Consider the following 26,570-nt stretch of genomic DNA (forward strand, 5'->3'; position numbering starts at 1 on the left):
TCGCTCTCGGTGCCGCTACGCCGGAGGGCGGGTGGCGGCGCCGTAGTCGCGCCGGTGCCGGTCGGCGGCCCGGCGGGCGAGCTCGACGGCCCGCGGCGGGACGTGTTCGTCCCTGAGGGCGAGCAGCGTGCGCGTCATGCCGTCGAGGAACCTGCGGCCGGTCGGGGTGAGGGCGGAGCTGTCGTGGATCACCTGCGCGGTGCCGGCCGCGGCCTCGCGCCACCGGGCGAACTCGGCGTGCGCGTCGTCGCCGCCGTCCACGTGCCGCTGCCGCCGCCAGAACTCCGCGACGCCGAGGTGCGCGTACGTCCCGTGCAGGAGCCCGGTGATGGGCCGTGGGTCGTGCCGCCACGGCGCGTAGTAGCGGATCCGAGGATCTCCCGCGACCAGGTCGACGAGATAGAGCAGCGTGGTCAGCTTGGCGTGCTGCACCTCGTGCGCGAGCGTCGCGGCCAGCGCGGTGGCGCCGCGCGGCCGGGCGAGCGCCACGCAGCCGAACGTGGTGCGCGAGGTGCCGCTGGCCGCCCACACCGTGCCCGACAGGGGGACGACCACCGAGATCATCGAACTGATCTCGGCGGCCGTGGCCGGGTGGTGGTCGCGCAGGATCCGCCACGCCTCCTGGAAGAGCTCCCGCCACCGTGCGACCTCGGCCTCGGACAGCCGCGGCGCCAGATGGCCGATGGCGGGGAACCGGTGCGGGTCGAGGTCGTCGAGCGTGATGCGCAGGTCGCCGTGCGGGTGCTCGGCGATGATCGTGCGCAGCCCCTGCCAGCCCGCCCCGCCGGCCTCGGCCCGTGACGCCGGAGTGACGAAGGAGGCCGCGGGCGGGACGACCCGGACCAGGCAGTCTCCGGGGCCGACCGAGGCGCGGCCGAGCGAGGGCAGCATGACGCCGCCCCCGCGCCCGGACAGCGAGACCTCGAAGCGCAGGCCCGCCCGTAACGCCGCGGCGGCGGCCAGGGCGCCCATCTGGGCCGGGTGCCCGCCGCCGGTCCGAAGGCCGCGCAGGGCGGACAGCGCCCACGCCCCCACGGCCGGATAGCGCAGCAGCGGGTCGACCCGCTCCGGCGCGGCGTCGTGCATGCGGGCCAGCGCGTCGAAGGCGTCACGGACCGCACCGGACCCCGCGCCGTCGGCCACGGCCCGCAGGAGCACCAGGTGGCGGTCACGGGCGGCGGCGGCCAGGAAGCGGCCCGCCGCGGAACCACCCCGTCCGCTCGCCAGGGCCTCGAACATGTGGTGCGGAATCACCAGACGATTCACCGGCACGCCCTCGCTTGATCGAACAAGCCATGGACGATTATGCCCCGCCCGCCCGCGATCACTCGTGGGGCCCGGACGCCGGACCGAAGGTCCGCCGCCGTGAGAGGGAGAGGGCTTCCGCTGGACGGATCGCCGGGCGGGCGGCGCTGACTGTGCCATTCGTCCAGCCGCAGGCTTCGTGTCAGAGAAGGCGCAGAATCATGGGGAGTGTGAACGTTCTGAACGACCGCAGATTCGTGATGGTGAGCTCGACGGCGAGCGAGGTGGACCCGGAGGCGCCCACCGAGTTCAGGTACTGGGAGTCCGACGGGGTGGTGTGGGGCAGCTACACCGGCGACACCGTCACGGTAGGCCAGTTCGTCGGCACCAGGGACGGCGACTCGATCTCGATCACGTACGTGCACGCGCTGAAGAGCGGGGGCCGCGCGGTGGGGCAGAGCAGCAGCCGGATCGAGACCGAGCCGGACGGGCGGCTGCGCCTGGTGGAGGAGTTCCAGTTCGACGGCGACGACACCCGCCACGTGAGCGTGTGCACCGAGGTCGCCTGACTCGCCCGACACCCTTTCCCGCCGTCCCGCTGCCCGTCGCCCTGCCTCGGCCGCCGCTCCGGAGGCGGCCGCCCGGACGTTCAGTCGTCCTTGCGCAGGGCGGCGCGGCCCTCGGCCGCCCCGACGAAACGCATCTTGCCGAGCGGCACATCCCCGCGCTGCTCCTCCTGGACGGGCCGGCGCGCAGGGCGGGTCTTGTCGCGGTCGCTGGGCAGCACGTACGGCCGCTTGAGCACCTCGTCCAGGATGAACACCGTCTCCGTCGCCTTCACGGCGGGGATGTTGGCCAGCCGGTCGGTCACCATGGTGTGCACCTCGGCCACGTCCGCCATCCGCACCTGGATCATCGCGTCGTGCTGGCCGGTGGTGATCGCGCAGTACTCGACCTCCGGCATCCGGGCCAGCTCGGCCCGGAACTGCCGCCACATCTGCTGCCGCACGGTCACGAAGATCAGCGCGGTGATGCCGAGACCGGTCCGGACGTGGTCGATCTCGGCGGTGAAACGCTTGATCACGCCGTCGGCGCGCAGCGCCTCGAACCGGGTGTAGGCGTTGGCCCGGGAGATGCCCACCCGTTCGGCGAGCGAGGAGACCGAGATCCTGCCGTTGTCCCGCAGGACCTCGAGGATCTTCAGATGGGTGGCGTCCAGGTCGAGGCCGATGCCGATCCGTCCAGACGGACCACCACCACTGCCCCCATGGCTGGAAATATCACTCATCGTTACCCCTTCGCTCGATATATACGTCTCAGTAACTACACAGCGCCTGGACGTTCTGCCGGACAATCCTCGACATCTTTCGGCTAATCGTCCATCTGGAGGACAACCATGGCGACCCGCTCCCAGACGGCGGCAGTGCTGCTCGCCGGTGCTCTCGCCCTCGCCGCCTGCGGAAGCGGCGGCGCCCAGGCCCCAGCCGCCCAGAGCGGCGCGAAGACGCTCGTCATCGACACGTCCTTCGACCTCAAGACGGCCGACCCCGGCCGGACGTACGAGCCGACCGGCCTGATCGTCGGCAAGGCCACCTACGAGACGCTGCTCACCTTCGACGGCGGCGACGTCACCAAGCCCGTGCCGGCGCTGGCGGAGTCGTACGAGCTGTCGGAGGACGGCAAGGTCGTCACCCTCAAGCTCAAGCAGGGCGCCACGTTCGCCGACGGCTCTCCGGTCACCGCCGATGACGTGGTGTTCTCCCTGACCCGGGTGCGCGACATGAAGGGTACCCCGTCGTTCCTGCTGGACGGCGTGGAGGTGGCCAAGACCGACGACTCGACCGTCACCCTGACCTCGAAGCAGGCCAACCCGGCCCTGCCGTACATCCTGCCGAACCCCGCCCTCGGCATCCTCAACAGCAAGGTCGCCAAGCAGAACGGCGCCACCGCCGACCCGCAGGACAAGGCCGAGCAGTACCTGAACTCGGCGTCCGCCGGCTCCGGCCCGTACACGATCGAGTCGTTCAACGTCAGCAGCCAGGTCGTGCTCAAGGCGAACCCGAAGTACTACGGCACCAAGCCCGCCTACGACAAGGTCGTCATCCGCAACGTCGAGGCGGCCACGCAGAAGCTGAACGTCCAGCGCGGCGACAGCCAGGTGGCGCTCAACCTCTCCGGCGACCAGGTGACCGGCATGCCGGCGAACCTCCAGGTCAAGAAGACCGCGTCGGCCAACGTCATCTTCCTGTTCGCCAACCAGAACCAGGAGATCAGCAAGACCACGCCGAACGCCAAGTTCGTCGAGGCGGTGCGCAAGGGCGTCGACTACGCGGGCCTGCTGGAGCTGGCCGGCGAGGGCGCCACGCAGGCGCCGGGCGTCATCCCGTCGCAGATCCTCGGCGCGCTCGGCGCGGACCAGGCGGCCAAGCGCGACCTGGAGGGCGCCAAGGCCGCCCTGGCCGCCAGCGGCCTGTCGAACCCGACGGTCAAGCTGGAGTACCCGAGCGAGCTGACGGTCAACGGCCTGTCCTTCCAGCCGCTGGCCGAGCGCATCCAGGCCAACCTCAAGGAGGTGGGCATCACGGTGGACCTGAACCCCGCGCCGGTCACCACGGCACTGGACAACTACCGCAACGGCAAGGAGGAGATGGGCCTGTGGTACTGGGGCCCGGACTACCCGGACCCGAGTGACTACCTGGTCTTCCTGCCGGGCAAGACGGTCGGCGAGCGGGCCGGGTGGAAGGCCGGCTCGGACAAGACGGTCGAGGAGTCGGGCGAGAAGGCGGCGGCGGCCGTGGGCGACGACCTGCGCAAGCAGGCCTACGCCGACATGCAGGCCAAGCTCAACGCCTCCGGCCCGTTCATCCCGCTCATCCAGCCCAGCCAGAACATCGTCACGGCCGCCTCGGTGACGGGCCTCGAGTACCACCCGGTGTGGACCGTGGACGTCGCCGACCTCGGCGCCAAGTAGGGCCCGCGCACCGTGTCCAACACCGCCTCGGGCAAGACCCCCCTGCCGGGACGCGGGCCGGAGCAGGCCCGCGCCCGGCGGCGGGGCGCGCACCCGCTCGCCCGGTTCCTCGTCCGCCGGCTCCTCACCGCCGTCCTGCTCGCGTGGGGCATCACGCTGGTGACGTTCGTGCTGACGAACCTGGTGCCGGGCGACCCGGTGGCCGCCAACCTCGGCCAGCGGGCCCTCGGCGACCCGGCCATCGTCGCCCAGTGGCGGGCCGAGCACGGCCTGGACAAGCCGCTGTGGGAGCAGTACGCGCTGCACCTGCAGGGCCTGCTGCAGGGCGACTTCGGCACCAGCCAGCAGAGCCACCGGCCGGTCGCCCAGGATCTGGCCGAGTTCGTGCCCGCGACCCTGGAACTGGCCGGCGCGGCCATCCTCGTGTCCCTGGTGCTGGGCGTCGGGTTCGGGGTGCTGGCGGCGCTGCGCCGCGACCGGCTGTCCGACCACCTGCTGCGGGTGCTGAGCCTCGTCGGCATCTCGGTGCCGACCTTCTGGCTGGCGCTGGTGGCGTTCTACGTCTTCTTCTACCGGCTGCAGATCACCCCGGGCAGCGGCCGGGTGGACCCGGCCCTCGGCGGCGCGCCGCCGGTGACCGGGCTGCAGACGATCGACGCGCTGCTGGCCGGCCGGTGGGACATCTTCGCCTCCGCCGCCGGCCATCTCATCACGCCCACGCTGGTGCTCGCCCTCTACACCATCGGCCTGCTGACCAGGTTCACCCGGTCGGCGGTGCTGGAGGTGCTCGGGCAGGACTACGTCCGCGCGGCCCGCGCCAAGGGGCTGCCGGGCCGGGTGATCCTGTTCCGCTACGTGCTGCGCTCCGCGCTGGTGCCGATCATCACCGTGGCCGGCCTGGCCTTCGGCAGCCTGCTGTCCGGCACCGTGCTGGTCGAGGCGATCTTCGCCTGGCCGGGCATCGGCCAGTACGCCTACAAGAGCGCCACCACCCTCGACCTGCCCGCCGTCATGGGCGTCGGCCTCGTCGTGGGCGTCGTGTACCTGGTCATCAACCTGATCGTGGACGTGCTGTACGGCGTCATCGATCCCCGAGTGAGGCTGCAGTGAAACGGGACCCCCTGAGCCGCAAGGGGCTGACGCGGCGGCTGCCCGAAGCCTGGCGGAGGCCGTTGGCCCTCGCCGGCGGCGCGGTCGCGCTCGCCTGGCTCGTCATCGCCCTGGCGGCGCCGGTGCTGGCCCCGTACGACCCGCTCGCCCAGGAGCTGCCGCGCCTGGCCGCGCCGGGTCCCGGGCACTGGTTCGGCACCGACCAGCTCGGCCGCGACATCCTGAGCAGGGTCATCCACGGCGCGCGGGTCACGATCCCGCTGACGATGCTGCTGGTGGCGCTGTCGGTGCTGCTCGGCGGCCTGCTGGGCGCCTGCGCCGGCTACTTCGGCCGGTGGGCCGACGAGACCATCATGCGGGTGGCCGACCTCGTGTTCGCCTTCCCCACGGTGATCCTGGCCATGGTGGTCGCGGCGGCGCTCGGCGCCAGCCTCACCAACGCGGTGCTGGCCGTGCTGGTGGTGGCCTGGCCCGCCTACGCCCGCGTCACCCGGGGGCTGGTGCTCGGGGTGCGGGAGCGGGAGTTCGTGCTGAGCGGGCGGCTGCTGGGCTTCTCGGCCTGGCGGTCCCTGCGCGTGGACGTGCTGCCGAACGTGACCGGCCCGGTGCTGGTGCTGGCGACGCTGGACATCGGCACGGCGCTGCTGCTGCTGTCGGGCCTGTCGTTCCTCGGCCTGGGCGCCAAGCCGCCGTCCCCCGAGTGGGGCGCGATGGTGGCAGGCGGCGTCGAGGTGTTCGACAGCTGGTGGGTGGCGACCTTCCCGGGCCTGGCGATCCTCACCGTGGTGCTGGCGTTCAACTTCCTCGGCGACACCCTGCGCGACGCCCTGGACCCCCGGACGGCCCGGGCCATCAAGGAGCGTGCGCTGTGACACTCGAGATCACCGGCCTGAAGGTGTCGCTCGGCGGCCGGGACATCCTGCGCGGCGTGGACCTGCACCTGGAGAAGGGCCGGGTGCACGGCCTGGCCGGCGAGAGCGGATCGGGCAAGACGATGACCGGGCTGGCCGTGCTCGGCCTGCTGCCGCACGGCGCGCGGGCCACCGGCCGGATCGACCTCGGCGGGCGCGACCTGCTCACGCTGCCGCCCCGGGAGCTCAACAAGGTGCGCGGCGGCCAGGTGGCCATGGTCTTCCAGGACCCGGCGACCAGCCTGCACCCGATGCTGTCGGTCGGCAGGCAGCTCACCGAGCACATGCGCCACCACCTCGGGCTGGGCAGGGCCGAGGCGCGGGCCCGCGCCGTCGAACTGCTCGGCAAGGTGCGCATCCCCGGGGCGGAGGAGGCGTACGGACGCTTCCCGCACCAGTTCTCCGGCGGGATGCGGCAGCGCATCGCGATCGCCATCGCGCTGGCCTGCTCGCCCCGGGTGCTCATCGCCGACGAGCCGACGACGGCGTTGGACGTGACCGTGCAGGCGGGCGTGCTGCGGCTGCTGCGCGGCCTGTGCGACGAGCTGGGCCTGGCCGTCCTGCTCGTCACGCACGACCTGGGCGTCATGTCGGCCATCGCCGACGAGGTGAGCGTCATGAAAGACGGCCTGGTCGTGGAGACCGGCCCGCGGGGCCAGGTGCTGCGCGAGCCCGCGCACGCCTACACCCGCTCGCTGCTGGACGCACTGCCCGGGGAGCCAGGCGGCCCCGCGGAGCCGGGAGGGAAGGCATGACGCTGCAGATCGAGGACCTGGTCGTCGAGCACCGGTCCCCGGGCCGCCCGGTCGTCAGGGCCGTGGCGGGGGCGAGCCTCACCGTCAGCCCGGGCGAGGTCGTCGGCCTGGTCGGCGAGTCGGGGTGCGGCAAGTCCACGCTGGCCCGCGCCGTCTGCGGGCTGAACCCGGTCACCGGCGGCTCCATCACCTTCGAGGGGCGGCCGGTCACCCCGCTCGGGTTGCGCCGCCGGACGCTCACCGCCGTCCAGATGGTGTTCCAGGACCCGTACGCGTCGCTGAACCCGCGCCGCCGCGTCGGCGACCAGATCGCCGACGGGCTGCGCACCGCGGGCGACCGCGCCACGACGCCCGCTGACCTGCTGGAACGGGTGGGCCTGCCGCGGGAGTTCGCGGCGCGGCACCCGCACGAGTTCTCCGGCGGGCAGCGGCAGCGGATCGCCATCGCGCGGGCGCTGGCGGCCCGGCCGCGGATGCTGATCGGTGACGAGCCGATCTCGGCGCTGGACGCCTCCGCCCAGGCGCAGGTCGCCACCCTGATGCGGGACCTGGCGGTGGACTCGGGCGCGGGCCTGCTGTTCATCAGCCACGACCTGTCGGTGGTGCGGCTGATCGCCGACCGGATCGCCGTCATGTACCTCGGCCGGATCGTCGAGGTGGGGAACACGGCCGAGGTGTGGGCCGACCCGCGCCACCCGTACACGCGGGCGCTGCTCCAGGCGATCCCCCGGCCCGACGGGATGGGGGTGCTGCCGGCCGAGCTGCCCGGCGACGTGCCGGACCCGGCGAACCCGCCGGCCGGCTGCCGCTTCCATCCGCGCTGCCCGCTCGCCATGGACGTCTGCCGGGAGAAGGAGCCCGCCCCCGGGCCCGTCGCCTGCTGGCTGCACGAGCCGGCGTGACCCTCGACAGCAGGCTGGCGGCCGTCCGGGCGGCCATGGCCGCCTCCGACATCGACGCGCTGGTGCTGCGCCCGTCGCCGGATTTCCGCTTCCTCGGCGGCACGGGCGACGCCTTCCTCGTCGTCACGGCCGACACCCTGACCGGGACGGCCGTCCCGGCGCGGGTCGTCCCGGCGCGGGCCCGGCGCGTGGGCGTGGACCCGGAGATGCGCGTCCGCGAGCTGTTCGGGCTGTCGATCGAGGCGGAGCTGGTGCCCGCCGCGGCCGTGCTGGCGCCGTTGCGGCTGCGCAAGGAGCCGGAGGAGGTCGAGGCGGTCGGGCGGGCCGCCGCGGCGGCCGAGGCGGTGCTCGGGCAGGTGCGGGAGTTCTCCTGGTTCGGCGTGACCGAGCGGGCGATGGCGGCCAGGCTGCGCGTGCTGCTGCTGGAGTCCGGCTGCGAGGCGGTGCTGTCGCTGCGGGTGGCCGCGGGCGAGCACACCGCCCGGCCCGCGCACCGGCCGGGCGAGCGCGTGATCAATCCCGGTGACGCGCTGCTGGTGTCGGTCTGCGGCCGGTGGGACGGCTACTGCGCGGAGGTGGCGCGGGTGTTCGCCGTCGCCGAGCCGCCGGAGGACTTCGAGGCCATGTACTCGGTGGTGCTGGCCGCGCACGCCGCTGCCCTGAGCTCGATGCGGGAGGGGGCCTCGGCCGCGGGCGTGGCGGCGGCGGTGCGCGGCGTGATCGACGGCAGCGGTTACGGCCGGTTCGCCGCCACCGGCGCCGGAAGGGGCGTGGGCCTCGGTCACGACGAGGGGCCGCGGTTGCGGCCGGGGGAGGACACGGTGCTGGGCGCCGGGATGACGCTCTGCGTGGAGCCGGCCATCTACGTGCCCGACCTGTTCGGCGCGCGGGTGGCCGACGTGGTCGCCTGCACCGACGCGGGCCCGGAGGTGCTGACCGGGGGCCCGCCCCCGCTGCACGTCCTGGACCGCTGACGGGACCGCCTGGCGGGCCCGGAGACGATCGGCCGCCGGTGGGGGTCCCTCCCGTGGGGGAGGCGGATCCCCCGCTCGCGGGAAGGACGCCGCGGGCGGGGCGCCTACGGTGGCGGTCATGGTTGCCTCCGATCGCCCGCGACGCTGGCCGGCGTACGCCGTGGCGGTGCTGTTCCTCGGCTACGCCGCCGGGAAGGCCGTCTTCGCCTCGCAGGCCAGGCTCGGGTTCCCGGGCGGGCCGCCCGTGTCGGCCGCCGAGACGGCGGACTACTTCCTCGACCCCGCCCTGGGGCAGTGGCTCGCGGCGGCGACCGGGGTGCTGGCCGCGTGCGTCGCCCTGGCCACCGTCACGGCGCCGGGGCGCCGGGTGCCGAGAACGCTGATGCTGGCGGTCCTCACGGTCATGCTGCTGGCGGGCGTCGGCGGCGCCGGGATCATGATCCTCGACGGGTTCGTCGGGATCGGGGTGGGATGGCAGTGGTACCACGGAGTTCTCGGGATCGTCGTCATCTGGCTGCTCGCGGCGATGACCCGGTCGTACGCGACGGCCACCAGAGGTCTCCCGCGCTGACGCGCCGGCGGCCGCCCGTCCGGGCCTCGGTCCGCGGCGAGCCGCCGGCCGCCCGCGCGGTCATCAGGCGACGGAGCCGTAGGAGGGCTTGCCCGCCCACTCGTAGGTGACGTAGAGGACACCGGCGCCGGTCGCGGTGGACCCGGTGAACCGCAGCCCGGCCGGGGCGGTGCCCTCGGCGAACAGCCTCTTGCCCTGGCCGAGGACGACGGGGAAGACGAGCAGGCGGTACTCGTCGACCAGCTCGGCCTCCTGCAGCGTCCGCAGCAGGTCGCTGCTGCCCTGGACGAGGATCTCGCCGTCGGTGTCGCGCTTGAGGTCGGCCACCGTCCGCGCGGCCTCGCCCACCAGGACGTGGGTGTTGCGCCACTCGGGGGTCATCGGCGTCCGCGTGGTGACGTACTTGGGCATGCTGTTGATCTTGGCGCCGCCCTCCTCGTCGGGCACGCCGGGCCAGTGCGCCGCGAGGATGTCGTAGGACCGGCGGCCCAGCAACATGCCCGTCGCCCGTTCCAGCTGGTCACCCATGATCTCGCCGAACTTCTCGTCCACGTGCGGGGCCAGCCAGCCGCCGTGCGGGAAGCCGTTCGCGTCGTCCTCGCCGGGCCCACCGGGGGCCTGCATGACGCCGTCCAGGGACACGAAGGTCGATACGACCAGTTTGCTTGCCATCTGTCACTCCTTCTCGTGCGGGGAGCCGCGGGACCGGGCGGCTTCGTCGTGTGCCTTCAGACTGCCGGGTCCCGCTTAAGGATTTCTTACGGGCGCCGCCCGGGGGCTCCGGCCGGCGCCGCGTCACGCGTGCCGCGGCCGTGCCACGACCACCGGAGCCGGGCGGGTGGCCAGCCGCAGCGCGGAGGCCGCGAGCCAGCTCCAGGCGACGGCGGAGCCCAGCGCGAACAGCGTGCCCATCTCGGGCGGGTAGACGTACGGGAGCACCAGGTAGACCAGGGTGACGGCGATGCCGACGGCGGCCCGCGCCCGCCGTCCCTGTGCCAGGTCGCGGCGCGCCAGCACCAGCGTGGCCCCGGCCAGCGCGATTCCGGACACCATGGCGGCCACGCCGTGACCGATCCCGTGCCAGGTCGTCTCCGCCGCGGCTCCGACGGGGAAACCCGCCGCCGGGTCGGCGACCAGCACGCCGGCGGCGATCAGCCCGGCGCCGAACACCGCGACCAGACGGTGCAACCACGTGCGTCCCGGACCATCGGTCAGCGTGCGCCGGACGCCCACCGCGGTCAGCAGGAACAGCACGCCGGTGACGGTGAAGCCGGCCACCTGGATCCAGCCGAGCTCCCCGGCGGCCAGCTGGCTGATCATGTGGGGACCCAGCTCGAAGCCGTCGGCCGCGGGGATCTGCGCGAGGGCGACCGCGAAGAACAGGGGCGTGCCCACGGCGCCGCCGGCCAGGAAAAGGCGGGTTCGCTTGTCGATCACAGGGATCACTCTCCTTATGTGTACGATGTCCACATCCGTTGGCGAGCAGAACCATACACATAGATGTGGATGCTGTCCACATAAGGGGGAAGAACATGTCCGAGCAGGTCGTACCGGCCAGACGGCGTACCTATCGGCACGGCAACCTCCGCCAGGCCCTGCTGGAGGCCGGCCTCGAACTGGCCCGTTCCGGCGGCCCCGACGCGGTGGTGCTGCGCGAGGCCACCCGTCGCGCCGGGGTGGCGCCGAACGCCGCCTACCGGCACTTCGCCGACCGCGACGCCCTCGTGCACGAGGTGTCGCTGGCCGCGATGGCCGCGCTGGCCCGCACCATGGAGGAGGAGCAGGCCGCCCTGCCTCCGGCCGACGACCCGGTCCGGGCCGCCCGCGCGCGGTTCCGCGCCATCGGCACCGGTTACCTGCGGTTCGCCCGCACCGAGCCCGGCCTGTTCCGCGCGGCGTTCTTCGTCCCGGCGGACATGGCCGAGGCGGAGGCCGGCCATTCGGCGGGAGCCGGCGGACGCACGCCGTTCCAGCTGCTCGGCGCCGCGCTGGACGATCTGGTCGGCTGCGGGGCGATGCCGGCCGGACGCCGCGCGGGCGCCGAGTTCCTCGTCTGGTCCTCCGTTCACGGGCTGGCCGTCCTGCTCATCGACGGCCCGCTCCGCGGTCTGGAGGACTCCCAGGCCGACGAGGCCGCCCGCATGCTGATCGACCTCGTCGAACGGGGGCTGTGACGCGACCGCGCGACGGGCGGGCGGGGTGACGCGCGGATCGACGATGGGGCCGCTCATGGATGGCTGAGGTGAGTTGCGGCGTTTGGGGGTTATGTGATGTCGTGCCGCTTCCGGGATGGTACGGCCGGGCGTCGCGTGCCGTCCCGTCCCCCGCACCACCCTGCCCGAGGAGAGTGTTCGTGCCGTTCATCGTCGATCTGACCAGCGGGACCGTGGAACGCGAGTTCCGCTCAGCCGAGAAGGGGCACTATGGCGGGTCGATCCTCGGCCTGCGCCTGATGGCCGAGCGCACCCCCGCCGGGCTGGACCCGTACGACGCGCGCGCGCTGCTCTACATCGCGGCCGGGGCGCTCGGCGGCACCGCCGCGCCCGGCCTGGCCAAGGCCGTGTTCCTGGCCAAGTCGCCGCTCACCGGCGTGGCCGGGGAGGCGCACGCCCTCGGGCCGTTCGCGGCGGGGATGCGCGGGGCGGGCGCCAGGGCGCTGGCCGTCGTCGGCCGGGCCGAACGGCTGTCGTACCTGCTCGTCCAGGACGGCCACGTCACCGTCCACGACGCCGAGGACCTGCGCGGCTACGGCGTCGCCGCGGCGACCGACGCGCTGCGCGCCCGTCACGGCGCGCACGCGCACGTCGCGGCGATCGGGCCGGCGGGGGAGCGGCTCGTCAGGTACGCGAGCGTGGTCACCGACCTGGCCTTCCCCGCCGCGCGCTACGGCATCGGCGCGGTCTTCGGCGCCAAGAACCTCAAGGCGGTCGTGTGCGTCGGCGACGCCCCGGCCCCGGTCGCCGACCCGGCCGCCGTCGAGGCGCTGGCCGCCCACTACCGCGGCTCGCTCGCCACCAACCCGCTCGCCGCGCTCCAGCACGGCGAGCCCGGGTTCGCCGGCTGGACCGGCGAGCCGCCCGCCCCCGGCTACGCCTCCGTGCGCAACTTCTCCGTCCCGGGCGAGCACGGCCTGCGGGTCCCCGCCGTCGCCGGCTACGACGGCCGCGCGGTCGCCACCACCGGCGGCTGTCCCGGCTGCCCGAACGACTGCCTCAAGGTGTACGCCTCGCGGGACGCCGACGAACGCCGGACCGGCGGGCTCGGACAGGAGGCGTTCCTGTCACTCGGCTGGAACCTGGGCATCGACGACCTCGACGCCGTCCTGACCGCCAACGCCCTCTGCAACGACCTCGGCCTGGACCCCGTCTCCCTCGGGGGCACGCTGGCCTTCGCCATGGAGTGCGCCGAGCGGGGGCTGCTGCCGGGCGGGCCGGCCTTCGGCGACGCCGGCTCGCTGCCGCGCCTCATCAGGTCCGTCGCCCGGCGCGGCGGCACGCTGGGCGACCTGCTCGCCGAGGGCTCCGCGCGGGCCGCCCGGTGGCTCGGGCCCGCGACGGTGCCGTACGCGATGACGGTCAAGGGCGCCGAACTGCCCTGCTTCGACCCGCGCGTCCAGCCGGGCGTCGGCCTCGGCTACGCCCTCGCCCCCGGCGGTCCCCGGTACGACGCGCTCGAGCACGACCTGGACTTCGACCCCGAGGTCGGGCTGACGTACAGCTTCCCGGAGGCGAGACGCGTCGGCGCCGAGCCCGCGCCGGCGGGCGAGCTGGACAAGGAACGCGGGGTCCGCAGCGCCCGCCTGCTGCGGCTGTGGAGCGGCCTCGACGCGCTCAACCTCTGCGTGTTCGCCTCCTCGCCGACCCGGCCGCTCACGATCGACCGCCTCACCGCGCTGGTGACCGCCGTCCTGGGCGCTGAGTTCACCCTGGACGACCTGCTGGAGGCGGGGCAGCGGCGGCTCGACGGGCTGCGCGCGTACGCCGAGCGGGAGGGCGGCGTGCGCGACACGCTGCCGGACCGCCTCCACGACGAGCCCGTCACGGCGGGGCCGCACGCGGGCGCCGTCCTCGACCGCGCGGGCTTCGCCGAGGCCCGCGCCGCCTTCTACGCCGAGCTCGGCTGGACCGGCCCCGGCGCCCTCGCCTGACCGGCGGCGGCCGGGTCGTACGGCGTCGGCGTGACGCCGCACGACCCGAGGCGCGCCCGCGCATGACCTGGGGCGAAACCCGCCGACCGGCTTTGACACCCTTCGCCGGACGGCTCTACGTTGTGCACGCTCAATCGTTTGATCACGCGAGGAGGCGGGATGTCCGTCATCGACGCCCACCAGCACTTCTGGAACCTGGAGACGGGCTCCTACCCCTGGCTGACGCCCGAGCACGGCCCCATCCACCGCACGTTCGAGCCCGATGAGCTGATCCCGCAGCTCGCGGCGGCGGGAGTCGACCGCACGGTCCTGGTGCAGTCGATGGACTCCTACGCCGACACCGACGCGATGCTGGCGCAGGCGGACACGTACGACTTCGTCGGCGCGGTGGTCGGCTGGGTGCCGCTGCACCGCCCCGGCGAGGCGGCCGAGGCGCTCGCCCGCTACCGCGCGCATCCCAGGTTCGCCGGGGTGCGGCATCTCATCCACGACGAGCCCGACCCCGACTGGCTGCTCCAGGACGCCGTGATCGAGGGGCTCGGCCTGCTCGCCGAGGCCGGCCTGCCCTTCGACGTGGTCGCCGTGCTGCCCCGGCACCTGGAGCACATCCCGGTGCTGGCCGAGCGGGTGCCCGGCCTGCGCATGGTGATCGACCACCTGGCCAAGCCGCCGATCAGGGAGAAGGGCTGGGAGCCGTGGGCGTCGCTGATCGCCAGGGCCGCCGAGTACCCGCAGGTGCACGCGAAGGTGTCGGGCCTGAACACGGCGGCCGACCCGCTCACGTGGAGCGCCGCCGACCTGCGGCCGTACGTGGAACACGCGCTGGAGCACTTCGGCGCCGACCGGCTGATGTTCGGCAGCGACTGGCCGGTCGCCCTGCTCGCCGGCGACTACGCCCAGGTGTGGCGGGAGACCGGCGCGCTGCTGTCGGGGCTGTCCCGCGCCGAGCGCGCCGCCGTGCTCGGCGGCACCGCCACCCGCTTCTACGGCCTGCCCGAGACCACGTGACCCACGCCCGCACACCCGACCCGAAGGAGGCATCGTGATCGGCCTCCTCGCACCGATCGCCGCCGCGGCCGACCTGTCCATCCCGGCCGGGCACCGGCTGCCCGTCGCCGTCGTCGGAGCGGGGCCGTCGTGGACGTGGCCCACCTGCCCGCCTACCGCGCGGCCGGACTGGAGGTGACCGGCCCGTACGTCCTCGACCCGGCCCGCGCCGCCGAGGTGGCCGCCCGCCACGGCGTGCCGAGGACGTACGGGTCGCCGGCCGAGCTGCCGGCCGACGACCGGGTCGCCGCGGTAGACATCGCGGTGTCGCCGCGGGCGCAGCCGGACATCGCCCGGCAGGCGCTGGACGGCACCCACGAGAACCGCAGCGGCGACCAGGAGGCGGCGGTCGCGGAGGGCGGCGAGCCGGAGACGTCCGGCCGCGACGACCTGGGGACGCTGCGCCTGCTGGAAGCCCTGTACGCGTCGATGGACAGCGGCGAGAGCCGCCGCCTGGGACCGGCATGAAGCGCTCCCGGGTCACCCTCGCCGACGTCGCCGCGCTGGCGCGCGTCGACCGGGCCGTCGTCTCGCGCGTCGTCAACAAGGACGCCACGCTCAACATCCGCCCCGAGACCCGCGAGCGGGTGCTGGCCGCGGTCGAGCAGCTCGGCTACCGGCCCAACGTCGCGGCGCGCAGCCTGCGCACGGCGCGCGCCCACATGTTCGGGATCTTCGTCCCCGACTTCGCCAACCCCGTGTACGCCGAGATCATCAAGGGCGCGGAGGCGGAGGCGGCGGCACAGGGCTACGTGCTGGTCACCGGCAGCGCCACGGGCGCGGGGCTGGGCGGGTACATGGACCGGCTGGGGCAGGGCCGCGTCGACGGGCTGCTGCTGGCCGGCGCGGGCGGCGAGTCGGGCCTGGTCGAGCAGCTCGACCGGGCGGGCATCCCGTGGATCATGCTGAACCACCGCAGCAGGAGCGTGCGGCGCTCCGTCGTCCTCGACGACGAGCGCGCCGCCGCGCTCGCGGTGGAGCACCTGGCCCGGCTCGGGCACCGGCGCATCGGCCACCTCGCGGGCCCCGCCGGCGCCGACACGGCGACCCGCAGGTCGGCGGGCTACTCGGCGGCCATGCGCGACGCCGGCCTGCCCGAGGGGCCGATCGTGGCCGCCGACTACACCCCGGCGGGCGGTGCGGCGGCGATGGCCACCATGCTCGCGGCGGCCGAGCCGCCCACGGCGGTGTTCGTGGCGAACGTCGCCTCGGCGATCGGCGCGATGGAGGCCGTGCGCAAGGCGGGACTGGAGATCCCCCGCGAGATCTCGATCGTCGCCGTGCACGACCTGGACCTCGCGAGCTACCTGTTCCCGGCGCTCACCACGGTCCGCATGCCGCTGGCCGAGCTCGGCCGCCGCGGTGTCACGCTGCTGGGCCGGCTGCAGCCGGACGAAGCCGTCGCGGAGGTGCTGGACGGCCCGATCGACCTCATCCAGCGCCGCTCCACCGCACCCCCGCCCACCCCGTGACAGGACAGTACCGATGGGCGTGCGCGAGCGCTCGGCATCGATCGCTCGCGCACGCTCCCCGCTCACGGCCGGGGAACGCGGGGCGGAGCGGGCCGCGCCGGCGCGGGGACTGAGCCGCACGCGCCGGTGATCACCGGTGGTCAGTCGGTGCCGAACTCCATCGCGGCGTGGTCGAGCAGCTCGTCGTCCGTGGGCGCCTCGCCGGTGGAGGCGATCGCCTCGGCGCCGCCCTCGGGCATCGCGCCGATCAGCTCGGTCGGGGCCGCCGGGGTGGCGCCGATCAGCGTCTGGTGCGAGCTGCCGACCATCCCGAGGCCGGCGTACTGCTCCAGCTTGGCGCGCGTGTCGGCGATGTCGAGGTTGCGCATGGTGAGCTGGCCGATGCGGTCGACCGGGCCGAAGGCGGAGTCCTCGGTCCGCTCCATGGAGAGCTTGTCCGGGTGGTAGCTGAACGCCGGCCCGGTGGTGTCGAGGACGGAGTAGTCCTCGCCACGCCGCAGGCGCAGCGTCACCTCGCCGGTGACCGCGGTGCCGACCCAGCGCTGCAGCGACTCGCGCACCATCAGCGCCTGCGGGTCGAGCCAGCGGCCCTCGTACAGCAGCCGGCCCAGCTTGCGGCCCTCGGTGTGGTAGCTGGCGAGGGTGTCCTCGTTGTGGATCGCGTTGACCAGGCGCTCGTACGCGGCGTGCAGCAGGGCCATGCCGGGCGCCTCGTAGATGCCGCGGCTCTTGGCCTCGATGATCCGGTTCTCGATCTGGTCGGACATGCCGATGCCGTGCCGGCCGCCGATGGCGTTGGCCTCCAGCACCAGGTCGACCGCCGAGGCGAACTCCTTGCCGTTGATGGTCACCGGACGGCCCTGCTCGAAGCCGATCGTGACGTCCTCGGGGGCGATCTCGACGGACGGGTCCCAGAACCGGACGCCCATGATCGGCTCGACGATCTCGATGCCGGTGTCGAGGTGCTCGAGGGACTTGGCCTCGTGGGTCGCGCCCCAGATGTTGGCGTCGGTGGAGTAGGCCTTCTCGGTGCTGTCCCGGTAGGGCAGGTCGCGGGCGAGCAGCCACTCCGACATCTCGCGGCGGCCGCCGAGCTCGCTGACGAAGTCGGCGTCGAGCCACGGCTTGTAGATGCGCAGGGACGGGTTGGCCAGCAGGCCGTAGCGGTAGAACCGCTCGATGTCGTTGCCCTTGAAGGTGGAGCCGTCACCCCAGATCTGCACGTCGTCCTCGAGCATGGCGCGCACCAGCAGGGTGCCCGTCACGGCGCGGCCGAGCGGGGTGGTGTTGAAGTAGGTGCGGCCACCGGAGCGGATGTGGAAGGCGCCGCAGGCCAGGGCCGCGAGGCCTTCCTCGACGAGGGCCGCCCGGCAGTCGACCAGCCGGGCGACCTCGGCGCCGTACGCGGTGGCGCGGCCGGGCACCGAGGCGATGTCGGGCTCGTCGTACTGGCCGATGTCGGCGGTGTAGGTGCACGGCACTGCACCTTTCTCGCGCATCCACGCGACCGCAACAGAGGTGTCGAGGCCGCCGGAGAAGGCGATGCCGACACGTTCGCCGACAGGCAGGGAGGTGAGTACCTTGGACACGAGTAGAAGTATATACACACCAATGCATGCCCATGCAACGTTGCCCCGGCTGCGGCGTGGGACGCGGGGGTGCCCCGCGGTGGTTTCCCGGCAGAGGAGCAGAGAGCGCCCGGTGAACGGGGGCGGCACTCCGGCCGCGCTCAGGGCCGCCCCGGCCGTCACGGGCGGGTGCCTGACCGCGCTCAGGGCCGCCCCCCGGCGTCACCACGCGCGGGGCGGTGGTCCGGCCGCGCTCAGGGCGGCCCCGGCGTCACCAGTCGCGGGTGGCGATCAGCGTCTCCGCGTCGGCCTCCGCGAACCCGTAGGCCGAGGCCACGAACCAGAATTCGTCGGCTATCGCCTCGCGGGCGACGGTCTCGATCTCGCTGCCCGCGGCCTCGAAGGCCGCCTCCAGGTCGTTGAACTCCTCCGTCGCGGCCCACGTGAGCGCGTAGAGCGCCGCCAGGTCCGACGGCCGGTCGGCCTCGATCCGCTCGCACAGCCGCACCAGGATCGCGCTGCCCCGGTCGACGACGTGATCGGGATAGTAGTCGTCGTCGTAGAGAGGCTGGAGGAACCTGTGGCCGGCCACCTGCCGGTGTGTGGGGGGCACCGCGATCTCCCGTTCGTGTCTACGGTCCGGAAGTTCGATGGTGCCCCACGGCACCGACAGTCCCGGGCACCGACAGTCCCCGGCACCGACAAGCCCCGGCACCGACAAGCCCGCCGGTCAGCCTCCGGCGGCCGGCGGATATGACGCACCTCACCCTCGCCTGGGGCCTTCCGGATGTCACACCCCCCCGGCCGACGGCGTCTAGAGGGTAAAAGCCGAAACGAGGGGGCCCCATGCGCGCGCTGGCGCCGAAACGCCGGTCGTTCCGGTCCGGTCATTGGTCGTTCATGTTCGCCGAGGTGGCGATCTGGTCTTTCGTCGTCCTGGTGGTGACCGGACTGTTCCTGATGGTCTTCTACGACCCCGACATGTCTCCGGTGCTGTACCAGGGTGTGTACACGCCCCTGCGCGGCATTCCCGTCAGCGAGGCGTTCGACTCGACGATGCGCCTGAGCCTGGAGGTGCGCGGCGGCCTGCTCGTCCGGCAGATGCACCACTGGGCGACGCTCGTGTTCGTGGCGGCGATCGCGCTGCAGCTGCTGCGCATGTTCGTCACCGGTGCGTTCCGCCGCCCGCGCACGGTGCAGTGGCTGATCTGGGTGACGCTGCTGCCGCTGGGCATGGCCGCCGGGGAGACCGGCAACATCCTGCCCGACGACATGCTCTCGGGCGGGAGCCTGTGGCTCATCCAGTCGGCTCTCCTGTCGATCCCCGTGGTGGGCACCTCCGCGGTGCAGCTGCTCTTCGGCCCGGAGTTCCCCGGCGAGAGCATCATCCCCGTCATGTACTGGGTGCACGCGCTCGTGATCCCGGCCGCGGTAGCCGTGCTCCTCGGCGCCCGCGAACGGCTGGTGCGGCGGCACGGCCATTCGCGGTTCGCCGCGTCGGCCCCGGGACGGCGGGGCGCGCGCCCCCTGATGGCGGGGGCGACGGTCGGGGTGCTCGTCATCCTCGGGATGGGCTTCCAGATCGCCCCGATCTGGTTGTACGGCCCCGCGGGCCCCGGCCAGATCTCCGCGGGATCGGTGCCCGACTGGTACATGGGCTTCCTCGACGGCGCGTTGCGGATCATGCCGGGATGGGAGCTCACCCTCGGGGACCACACGCTCAGCCTCGCGGTCCTGCTGCCCGCCCTGATCATGCCCGGCGTCTTCTTCACCGCCCTGGCCGCCTACCCCATGGCGGAGCGGCTCGCCGTCGGACGCCTCACCCGGTACGACGCGCTCGGCCGGCCCAAGACCAGGAGCCGCATGGCCGGCGAGTGGACCGGCGCCACCGTACTCGACCGGCCGCGCGAGGCGCCGGTGAGAACGGGTGTCGCCGCCGCCGGGGTCGCCTTCTACGGACTGCTGTGGGCCGCGGCGGCCAACGACCAGCTGGCGCACGAGTTCCAGCTCTCGGTGGAAGCCGTGACGATCTTCTTCAGGTTCGCCGTGGTCATCGGCCCGGTCATCGCCTTCTGGGTGACCCACCGGCTCTGCCTGGGCCTGCAACTGCGTGAACGGGACGCCGGGGAACACGGACCCGAGAGCGGAGTGATCGTCCGGACCGCGCAGGGCGCGTTCCACGACCGGTCCGAGGACCACGATCGGCCGGCCGTCACCGCCGGATGAGGCCGAGCTCGGTGGCGGCGGCGACGGCCGCGGTACGGGAGTCGACCCCGAGCTTGGCGTAGACGCGGGCCAGGTGCGACTTGACGGTCCCCTCCGTGAGGTGGAGCCGGCTGCCGATGGCCTGGTTGGACAGGCCCTCGGCGACCAGGGCGAGCACTTCGGTCTCGCGCCGGGTCAGGGCCGTGCCCGGGGCGCGCAGCCGGTTCATCAGCCGGTCCGCGACGGTGGGCGCCAGCGTGACGCGGCCCGCCGCGGCGGTGCGCACGGCGGCGGCCAGGTCCTCGGGAGGGGCGTCCTTGAGGAGGTAGCCGGTGGCGCCGGCCTCGATGGCGGGGAGGATGTCGGCGTCGGTGTCGTAGGTGGTGACGATCAGCACGCGGGGCGCGCCGGGCCGGGCGGTGATGGCGGCGGTCGCCTCGGCGCCGTTCATCCCCTTGCCGAACTGCAGGTCCATGAGGACGACGTCGATGTCGCCCTGGGCCGCGCGGGTGACGGCGTCCTCGGCGGTGGCGCTCTCGGCCACCACCTCGATGCCGTCCTCGGTCTCCAGCACGGCACGCAGCCCGGCCCGCACGACGGGGTGGTCGTCGGCCAGCAGCAGGCGAAGAGGTGTGTCGGTCATGGGCGGGCCTCGGGTGCGGGATCGGCGGGCCGGTCGAGGGGCAGGCGGGCGGACAGGGCGGTGCCGTGCCCGGGGGAGGACACGACGGTGAGGGCGCCGCCGAGCGCGTGGACGCGGGCGCGCATGGCGGCCAGCCCGAACCCGCCGGTCCGCGGGTCGGCGACGGGCAGGTGATCGGGGTCGAAGCCGCGCCCGTCGTCGACGACGTCCACGGCGACGTGGTCGCCGAGGTAGCCGAGGGTGACCTCGGCGGTGGCGGCCCCGGCGTGCCGGACGGTGTTGGCGAGAGCCGACTGGGCGACGCGCAGCAGCGCGACCTCGTGGGCGGTCGGCAGCGGTACGGGCTCGCCGGCGAGGTGGAAACGCGCGGTGAGCCGGTGGCGGGCGCTGGTGGTGGCGCACAGGCGCCGCAGGGCGTCGGTCAAGGTGCTGCCCTCCAGTGCGGGCGGGGCGAGGGCGGCGACGAGACGGCGGGCCTCGGCGAGGTTGTCGACGGCGGCCTGACGGGCCTGGCCGACGTAGCGGGCGGCGCCGTGCGCCGTGCCGGGCAGGGCGCGTTCGGCGGCGCGCAGCAGCAGCTGGATGCTCGACAGGCCCTGGGCGAGCGTGTCGTGGATCTCGCGCGCCAGGCGTTCACGTTCGGCCAGCACGCCGGCGGCGTGCTGGGCCTCGGCCAGGTCGGCGCGGGTGGCGGTGAGCTCCTCGATCAGGCGGCGGCGTCGTTCGCTCTCCCGGTACAGGGCCTGGTACCCCCACACCACCGCCACCACCACGGCGGCGCCGAGCGCCGGGCCGATCGCCGTCGCCGCACTGAAGGCGCCCTGATGCGCGGCGAAACCCGTGATGGCCGCCGCCGCGGTGGCCGTCACGGCGGCCAGGCCGGCGCGGCGGGACAGCAGGTGCAGCTGCAGGAAGTACAGCGGGAACGCCACCCACACCCCGTCGGCGGACAGGGCCAGCAGGGCCAGCCAGACGGCGCCCACGGCGGCCAGCCACAGCGCGGCGGACCGCCGCGAGCGGCTCACGCGGGGCAGCGCAGGACCGGCCGCGTAGACCAGCCCGCACGCGGCGGCGGCGGCGACGACCGCGCCGGCGTGCGGGCGGCCGTCGGTCACGGCGCGGCCGGCGGTGAGGACCAGCAGGGCGACGACCAGCAGGTGCAGGCACCAGGTCAGCGTCCGGCCGGTGGGGGTCAGGGGAGGGGCGGTGGCGTTCACAGTCCTCCCAGCCTATGGAGCCACGCCGGGTCGGGCCTCCATCGAAAGTGACAACCGGGCCGCCGCCTTTCGGCGCGCCAGGTGCTGTCGTGGGCCGGATGCCCGTACGCAGGGCGGGCTGCGACGGTGGACGCCCACCGCATCGACCGCATGAAGGGAAGGCCGTGTTCGTCGCCTGGAGGGACCTCAAGTTCGCCAAGGGACGTTTCGCCCTGATGGGAACCGTCATCGTGCTGATCACGCTGCTCGTCGGGCTGCTGTCCGGGCTGACCGCCGGGCTGGGCCTGCAGAACGTCTCCGCGATCACCACCCTGCCCGTGGACCGGATCGCCTTCGGGGCGCCCGGCGAGGGGGAGGAGCTGTCGTACGCGAACTCCACCGTCACCGAGAAGCAGTGGCAGCGGTGGGCCGGGACGCCCGGCGTCAACAGCGCCGAGCCGCTCGGCATCACCACCACCCGGGCGAGCGCCGGAACCAGGAGCACCGGGGTGTCGGCCTTCGGCGTCCGGACCGGTTCCGCCATCGCCCCCCACAGCGACCGGATCGACGACCACACGGCGGTCCTGTCCACCGCCGCCGCCGACGACCTCGGCGTGCGCGCGGGCGACACCTTCACCCTCGCCGGGCGGGAGGTGACCGTCGCCGCCGTGAGCGGGGACGCCTCCTTCAGCCACACCCCCGTCGTCTGGACCAGCCTCGGCCTGTGGCGGAAGACCGCCCCGCCCACCGGCGCGACCGACGGGCCGGCCGCCACCGTCATCGCCCTGGACACCGCCTCCGGCACCGACGTGCGCGCCGCCGACGAGGCGGCGGGCACGAGGACGGTCACCAAGGACGACTCGCTGTCCGCGATCGGCTCCTACACCTCCGAGAACGGCTCCCTGCAGCTCATGCGCGGCTTCCTGTTCGCGATCTCGGCCCTGGTCATCGGCGCCTTCTTCACCGTGTGGACCATCCAGCGCAGCGGTGACGTCGCCGTGCTCAAGGCACTGGGCGCCTCCACCGCGGCCCTGCTCAAGGACGCGCTCGGCCAGGCCGTCGTCCTGCTGGCCGGCGGCACCCTGATCGGCACCGGCATCGCCGCCGGCCTCGGCGCCCTCGTCCTCGGCACGTCCGTGCCGTTCCTCCTCACCCCCGCCACCGTCCTCCTCCCGGCCGCCGTGATGATCGCGCTCGGCGCGCTCGGGGCCGCCCTGTCCATCCGCCGCATCACCTCCGTCGACCCGCTGACCGCCCTGGGGAGCGCCCGATGAGCCTGCACCTGACCGGCATCACCCTCACCTATCCCGACGGCGACTCCCGCCTGACCGCCCTCGACCACGTCACCCTGGAGGTGCCCCGGGGCAGCCTGACCGCCGTCGTCGGCCCGTCCGGGTCCGGCAAGTCCAGCCTCCTCGCCGTCGCCGCCACCCTCATCACCCCCGACAGCGGCACCGTCACCGTCGACGGCGCCGACACCACCGGCATGACCCGCGCGCAACTGACCGACCTGCGCCGACGCAAGATCGGCATCGTGTTCCAGCAGCCCAACCTGCTGCCCTCACTCACCGCCGCCGAACAGCTCCAGGTCATGGCGCAGATCGACGGCCGCAGGCCACGCACCGCACGGGACCGGGCCATGGAGCTGCTCGACGCCGTCGGCCTCGCCGGCCAGGCCGACCGGCGCCCCCACCAGCTCTCCGGCGGCCAGCGCCAGCGCGTCAACATCGCCCGCGCCCTCATGAACGACCCCACCGTCCTGCTGGTCGACGAGCCCACCAGCGCCCTCGACCACGAACGTGGCGCCGCCGTCATCGACCTGATCACCCGCCTGACCCACCAGCAGGTCACGGCGACCGTCCTGGTCACGCACGACCGCGCCCACCTCACCGCGGCCGACCGGATCGCCGAGGTCCACGACGGGCGGCTCCGCCTCCCCGCGCGATCCCGATGACCCTCCGGCGATCGGGGAGGCTTCGCGGACGATCTCCCTGCCGCGGGCCGTAGGGGTTCGTTACGCTCGAAGATCCACACAGGGGGGACCGCCGTGCTGATTCGGTTGCTGGGGCCTGTCGAGGTGGAGCGTACGGACCGGACCGGGCCCGTCCAGCCGCCGCAGGTCGCGCTCGCGCTCGCCGCGCTCGCCTGGGAGGCCGGCCGGGTGGTGTCCGTCGAGACGCTCCTCGCCCGCGTCTGGGGCGAGGAGGTGCCGGCCGGGGCGCGGCGCACCCTGTACACGGTCGTCACCCGCATCCGCCGCGACGTGCTGGCGGGTGAGGGCGCCGTCGTCCACCGGCCCGGAGGCTACCTGCTCGACGTGGACGGGTCCGCGGTGGACGTGTCGCGGTTCCGGAGCCTCGTCTCCCGGGCGCCGGCGGCGCCCGATCCGGCTCCGCTGCTGGACGAGGCTCTCGCCCTGTGGCGCGGCGAACCCCTGACCGGCCTGCCCGGCGCCTGGGCCGAGCGTGCCCGCCACCGGCTGGCCGGCGAACGCAAGGACGCCGTGCTGCGGTGGGCACGGACGATGACCGGCCGGGACCCCGCGGCCGTGGTGACGGCGCTGTCGCCGCTGGCGGACGAACACCCGCTGGACGAACTCCTGGCGGCCGCGCTGGTCGATGCGCTGCACGCGGCGGGGCGGACCGCCGAGGCGCTGGCGCACTTCGCGCGGGCACGCCGTACGCTCGCCGACGAACTGGGGGTCGAGCCGGGAACGGCGCTGCGACGTGCCCACCGGACGCTGCTGCGGTCCGGCGAGGCGCCCACGACCACGCACGTGGTCCCGGCCCAGTTGCCGGTCGGCCTTCGCGGCTTCGTCGGCCGGGCGGCCGAGCTCGAACGGCTGGCCGCGAGCGCGACCGGCGAACGGCCGGCCTCCGCGGCGGTCTGCGCGATCTCGGGACCGCCCGGGGTGGGAAAGTCGTCACTCGCGCTGCGCTGGGCTCACCTGAACCGCGACCGCTTCCCGGACGGGCAGCTGTACGCCGATCTCAGCACGGTGGACCCGGCCGGCGCGGCCATGGTCCTGCCCCGGTTCCTCGGGGCGCTCGGCGTCCCCGAATCCCGGGTGCCGGCGGACGTCGAGGCCCGGATCGGGCTCTACCGCAGCGTGCTGGCGCACCGCCGGGTCCTCGTCGTCCTCGACGACGCCCGCGCCGCCGACCAGGTGCGGCCCCTGCTGGCCACCGCGCCGGGGTGCCTGACCCTGATCACCAGCCGGTCCGAGCTGTCCGGCCTCGCGGTCACCGCCGGCGCCTCCCTGGTGGGTCTGGACGTCCTGCCGGACGAGGACGCCCACCGCCTCCTGGCGGCACGGCTGGGGGAGGCCCGGCTCGCGGCGGAGCCCGAAGCCGCCGCGCTGATCATCCGCCGGTGCGGCCGCCTGCCGCTGGCCCTGGCGATCGTCGCGGCGCGGCTGGCGCGGCGCACCGATCTGCCGCTGGCGGAGGTCGCGGCGGAGCTCGCGCGCAGCGACGCGGACCTGCAACCGTTCGCCGGCGGTGACCCGGCGACCGACCTGCGCAGCGTGTTCGGGCGGTCCTCCCGGGACCTGCCCGACCTCGCGCTCCGCCTCTTCCGGCGGCTCGGGCAGCACCCAGGACCGCACCTGCCGCTCGCGGCGGCGGCGAGCCTGGCCGCCCTGCCGGTGGAGCGCGCCCGGGAGCTCGCCGCGCACCTCGATCGCGGCAACCTGGTCGACCTCCGCGCGCACGACCGCCTGCATGTGCACGACCTGCTGCGCGCGTACGCGGCCGAGCAGGGACACGCCGCCGACAGCCGCGCCGCGCGGCGCGCGGCGTCGCGGCGGCTGCTGGACTACTACCTGCATTCGGCCTGCGCCGCGAGCGAGGTCTGCTACCCGCACCGCGAGAAGCCGACCCTGCGGGCGCGGGCGCGAGGCGCCGCGGTGGAGCGGTTCGCCGGGCAGGCCGAGGCACTGCGCTGGTACGCCGAGGAGTCGCCGGCGCTGCCCGCGCTGCTGGCCGAGGCGACCGCGGCCGGGCTCGACCGGCACGCGTGGCAGCTGGCGTGGGCGTTCTCGGAGTTCATGCAGCGGCGCGGCCCGTGGGAGCAGATCCTGCGCGTGCAGGAGGTGGCGCTGGCCGCGGCCGACCGGCTCGGCGACCGGCTGGCGCAGGCCCGCTGCCACAACTGCATCGCCCGCGCCCACGACAGGCTCGGCCGTGACGAGGAGGCGGTCGAGCACTTCCAGCGGGCGATCGCGTTGCACCGGGACCTCGACGAGCCGCGCCTCTTGGCGCACCTGCACCTGGGTCTGTCCGTCTCGCTGCACCGGGTCCGCCCCGACGAGGCACTCGGCCACACGCTGCGCGCGCGGAAGCTGTTCCGGCAGGCCGGCGACGCCGTCGGCGAGGCGCGGGCGTTGAACAACACGGGCTGGCTGCGTGCCCGGATCGGCGAGTACGACCAGGCGCTGGCCGACTGCCGCAGGGCACAACGCATCCTCGCCGAGCTCGGGTACGCCCAGGGCGAGGGGCACGCCTGGGACAGCATCGCCCACGTGCTGGAGGCCAAGGGCGACCTAGCGCAGGCGGTGGCGTGCTACGAGAGGGCGGTCGAGCTGCTGCGCGGCTGCGACGACCTGTACCCGGCCGCCGAGACGCTGGTCCGGCTGGGCGAGACGCACCTGCGGGCGGGTGACACCGCGGCCGCGCTGGACGCCTGGAAACGGGCGGCGGAGGGCTACGACGTCCTCGGCGACGCGCGGGCCGACCGGGTACGCGACCGCATCGCGGCCTGCGAGCAGCGGCGATAGGCCGTTCAGAATTCGTTGAGAAATCGCTCAACCCCCGGATGCAGGCTGCTCCGAGCGGTGGGACGGCGGCGTGGGC

General features: G+C 74.1%; 26 protein-coding genes. 18 read left to right on the forward strand and 8 right to left on the reverse strand.

The window, feature by feature from the left end; genetic code table 11:
- Positions 1–15 precede the first annotated feature (15 nt).
- Entirely contained in the window at positions 16–1,266 is a 1,251-nt protein-coding gene (locus CXR44_RS29775) for an HEXXH motif domain-containing protein (RefSeq protein WP_180903768.1), read from the reverse strand.
- 209 nt (positions 1,267–1,475) lie between these two features.
- Here CXR44_RS29775 and CXR44_RS29780 point away from each other — a divergent pair, with 209 nt between their 5' ends.
- Positions 1,476–1,814: an avidin-fold protein gene (locus CXR44_RS29780; protein ID WP_245899549.1), complete on the forward strand. Its 339-nt coding sequence runs from the start codon at positions 1,476–1,478 to the stop codon at positions 1,812–1,814.
- A gap of 80 nt (positions 1,815–1,894) precedes the next feature.
- Here the strand turns inward: CXR44_RS29780 and CXR44_RS29785 are convergent, their stop codons facing one another.
- Positions 1,895–2,533 (reverse strand): Lrp/AsnC family transcriptional regulator, encoded by a 639-nt coding sequence (locus tag CXR44_RS29785; protein ID WP_101789453.1) that lies wholly within the window; start codon positions 2,531–2,533, stop codon positions 1,895–1,897.
- Between the two features lie 108 nt (positions 2,534–2,641).
- On the opposite strand from CXR44_RS29785, the gene CXR44_RS29790 reads away from it, so the two are divergent.
- The 7 genes from CXR44_RS29790 to CXR44_RS29820 all read left to right on the forward strand — a co-directional run bounded on the left by CXR44_RS29790 (position 2,642) and on the right by CXR44_RS29820 (position 9,439).
- The gene (locus CXR44_RS29790; RefSeq protein ID WP_101789454.1) at positions 2,642–4,216 is read left to right on the forward strand and encodes an ABC transporter substrate-binding protein; all 1,575 of its coding nucleotides are present in this window, start codon (positions 2,642–2,644) and stop codon (positions 4,214–4,216) included.
- Between the two features lie 12 nt (positions 4,217–4,228).
- Entirely contained in the window at positions 4,229–5,326 is a 1,098-nt protein-coding gene (locus CXR44_RS29795; RefSeq protein WP_245899551.1) for an ABC transporter permease, read from the forward strand.
- Positions 5,323–6,198, forward strand: coding sequence for an ABC transporter permease (locus CXR44_RS29800; protein ID WP_101789455.1), 876 nt, complete (start codon positions 5,323–5,325; stop codon positions 6,196–6,198). Before CXR44_RS29795 ends, CXR44_RS29800 begins: the two co-directional genes overlap by 4 nt.
- Entirely contained in the window at positions 6,195–6,992 is a 798-nt protein-coding gene (locus tag CXR44_RS29805; protein WP_101789456.1) for an ABC transporter ATP-binding protein, read from the forward strand. The genes CXR44_RS29800 and CXR44_RS29805 overlap by 4 nt, the downstream gene beginning before the upstream one ends.
- Positions 6,989–7,894: an ABC transporter ATP-binding protein gene (locus CXR44_RS29810; RefSeq protein ID WP_101789457.1), complete on the forward strand. Its 906-nt coding sequence runs from the start codon at positions 6,989–6,991 to the stop codon at positions 7,892–7,894. Before CXR44_RS29805 ends, CXR44_RS29810 begins: the two co-directional genes overlap by 4 nt.
- Positions 7,891–8,868 (forward strand): M24 family metallopeptidase, encoded by a 978-nt coding sequence (locus CXR44_RS29815; RefSeq protein WP_245899553.1) that lies wholly within the window; start codon positions 7,891–7,893, stop codon positions 8,866–8,868. The genes CXR44_RS29810 and CXR44_RS29815 overlap by 4 nt, the downstream gene beginning before the upstream one ends.
- Positions 8,869–8,986: 118 nt before the next feature.
- On the forward strand, positions 8,987–9,439 hold the full coding sequence (locus CXR44_RS29820; RefSeq protein ID WP_101789515.1) for a hypothetical protein: 453 nt from the start codon (positions 8,987–8,989) through the stop codon (positions 9,437–9,439).
- 63 nt (positions 9,440–9,502) lie between these two features.
- Here the strand turns inward: CXR44_RS29820 and CXR44_RS29825 are convergent, their stop codons facing one another.
- Together CXR44_RS29825 and CXR44_RS29830 are read right to left on the reverse strand one after the other, a co-directional pair.
- Positions 9,503–10,111 carry a dihydrofolate reductase family protein gene (locus CXR44_RS29825; RefSeq protein WP_101789458.1) on the reverse strand — a complete coding sequence of 203 codons (609 nt, stop codon included), beginning with the start codon at positions 10,109–10,111 and terminating at the stop codon, positions 9,503–9,505.
- Positions 10,112–10,234: 123 nt separating this feature from the next.
- On the reverse strand, positions 10,235–10,876 hold the full coding sequence (locus tag CXR44_RS29830; protein ID WP_101789459.1) for a DUF998 domain-containing protein: 642 nt from the start codon (positions 10,874–10,876) through the stop codon (positions 10,235–10,237).
- Between the two features lie 95 nt (positions 10,877–10,971).
- Between CXR44_RS29830 and CXR44_RS29835 the strand changes: the two genes are divergently transcribed.
- From CXR44_RS29835 to CXR44_RS29855, 6 genes are all read left to right on the forward strand, one after another.
- Positions 10,972–11,613: a TetR/AcrR family transcriptional regulator gene (locus CXR44_RS29835; protein WP_101789460.1), complete on the forward strand. Its 642-nt coding sequence runs from the start codon at positions 10,972–10,974 to the stop codon at positions 11,611–11,613.
- A gap of 179 nt (positions 11,614–11,792) precedes the next feature.
- Positions 11,793–13,586 (forward strand): aldehyde ferredoxin oxidoreductase C-terminal domain-containing protein, encoded by a 1,794-nt coding sequence (locus CXR44_RS29840; protein WP_180903769.1) that lies wholly within the window; start codon positions 11,793–11,795, stop codon positions 13,584–13,586.
- Between the two features lie 159 nt (positions 13,587–13,745).
- Positions 13,746–14,594 carry an amidohydrolase family protein gene (locus CXR44_RS29845; RefSeq protein ID WP_101789462.1) on the forward strand — a complete coding sequence of 283 codons (849 nt, stop codon included), beginning with the start codon at positions 13,746–13,748 and terminating at the stop codon, positions 14,592–14,594.
- A gap of 34 nt (positions 14,595–14,628) precedes the next feature.
- Positions 14,629–14,772, forward strand: coding sequence for a hypothetical protein (locus CXR44_RS39750; RefSeq protein ID WP_180903770.1), 144 nt, complete (start codon positions 14,629–14,631; stop codon positions 14,770–14,772).
- Positions 14,724–15,101, forward strand: coding sequence for a Gfo/Idh/MocA family oxidoreductase (locus tag CXR44_RS29850; RefSeq protein ID WP_101789463.1), 378 nt, complete (start codon positions 14,724–14,726; stop codon positions 15,099–15,101). The genes CXR44_RS39750 and CXR44_RS29850 overlap by 49 nt, the downstream gene beginning before the upstream one ends.
- Positions 15,098–16,105, forward strand: a complete 1,008-nt coding sequence (locus tag CXR44_RS29855; protein ID WP_101789464.1) for a LacI family DNA-binding transcriptional regulator — start codon at positions 15,098–15,100, stop codon at positions 16,103–16,105. The genes CXR44_RS29850 and CXR44_RS29855 overlap by 4 nt, the downstream gene beginning before the upstream one ends.
- Positions 16,106–16,245: 140 nt before the next feature.
- Here CXR44_RS29855 and argG read toward each other — a convergent pair whose 3' ends face one another.
- Together argG and CXR44_RS29865 are read right to left on the reverse strand one after the other, a co-directional pair.
- Positions 16,246–17,694: an argininosuccinate synthase gene (gene argG, locus CXR44_RS29860; protein WP_101789465.1), complete on the reverse strand. Its 1,449-nt coding sequence runs from the start codon at positions 17,692–17,694 to the stop codon at positions 16,246–16,248.
- A 250-nt stretch (positions 17,695–17,944) separates the two neighbouring features.
- A complete protein-coding gene (locus CXR44_RS29865; RefSeq protein ID WP_101789466.1) occupies positions 17,945–18,286 on the reverse strand; it encodes a DUF5713 family protein in 342 nt (113 codons plus the stop codon).
- Between the two features lie 233 nt (positions 18,287–18,519).
- On the opposite strand from CXR44_RS29865, the gene CXR44_RS29870 reads away from it, so the two are divergent.
- Positions 18,520–19,899 (forward strand): cytochrome b, encoded by a 1,380-nt coding sequence (locus tag CXR44_RS29870; RefSeq protein ID WP_101789467.1) that lies wholly within the window; start codon positions 18,520–18,522, stop codon positions 19,897–19,899.
- Here CXR44_RS29870 and CXR44_RS29875 read toward each other — a convergent pair.
- Both CXR44_RS29875 and CXR44_RS29880 read right to left on the reverse strand, forming a co-directional pair.
- A complete protein-coding gene (locus CXR44_RS29875) occupies positions 19,886–20,521 on the reverse strand; it encodes a response regulator (RefSeq protein WP_101789468.1) in 636 nt (211 codons plus the stop codon). The genes CXR44_RS29870 and CXR44_RS29875 overlap by 14 nt on opposite strands.
- Positions 20,518–21,738 (reverse strand): sensor histidine kinase, encoded by a 1,221-nt coding sequence (locus CXR44_RS29880; RefSeq protein WP_101789469.1) that lies wholly within the window; start codon positions 21,736–21,738, stop codon positions 20,518–20,520. The genes CXR44_RS29875 and CXR44_RS29880 overlap by 4 nt, the downstream gene beginning before the upstream one ends.
- A gap of 164 nt (positions 21,739–21,902) precedes the next feature.
- Between CXR44_RS29880 and CXR44_RS29885 the strand changes: the two genes are divergently transcribed.
- The 3 genes from CXR44_RS29885 (at position 21,903) to CXR44_RS29895 (ending at position 26,494) form a co-directional block, all read left to right on the forward strand.
- Entirely contained in the window at positions 21,903–22,991 is a 1,089-nt protein-coding gene (locus CXR44_RS29885; protein WP_101789470.1) for an ABC transporter permease, read from the forward strand.
- Complete coding sequence (locus tag CXR44_RS29890) at positions 22,988–23,671, forward strand: ABC transporter ATP-binding protein (protein WP_101789471.1); 684 nt, start codon at positions 22,988–22,990, stop codon at positions 23,669–23,671. The genes CXR44_RS29885 and CXR44_RS29890 overlap by 4 nt, the downstream gene beginning before the upstream one ends.
- A 93-nt stretch (positions 23,672–23,764) precedes the next feature.
- Positions 23,765–26,494 (forward strand): AfsR/SARP family transcriptional regulator, encoded by a 2,730-nt coding sequence (locus tag CXR44_RS29895; RefSeq protein ID WP_101789472.1) that lies wholly within the window; start codon positions 23,765–23,767, stop codon positions 26,492–26,494.
- Positions 26,495–26,570 lie beyond the last annotated feature (76 nt).

It is taken from the genome of Nonomuraea indica (genome assembly GCF_002850745.1).
GTDB lineage: Bacteria > Actinomycetota > Actinomycetes > Streptosporangiales > Streptosporangiaceae > Nonomuraea > Nonomuraea indica.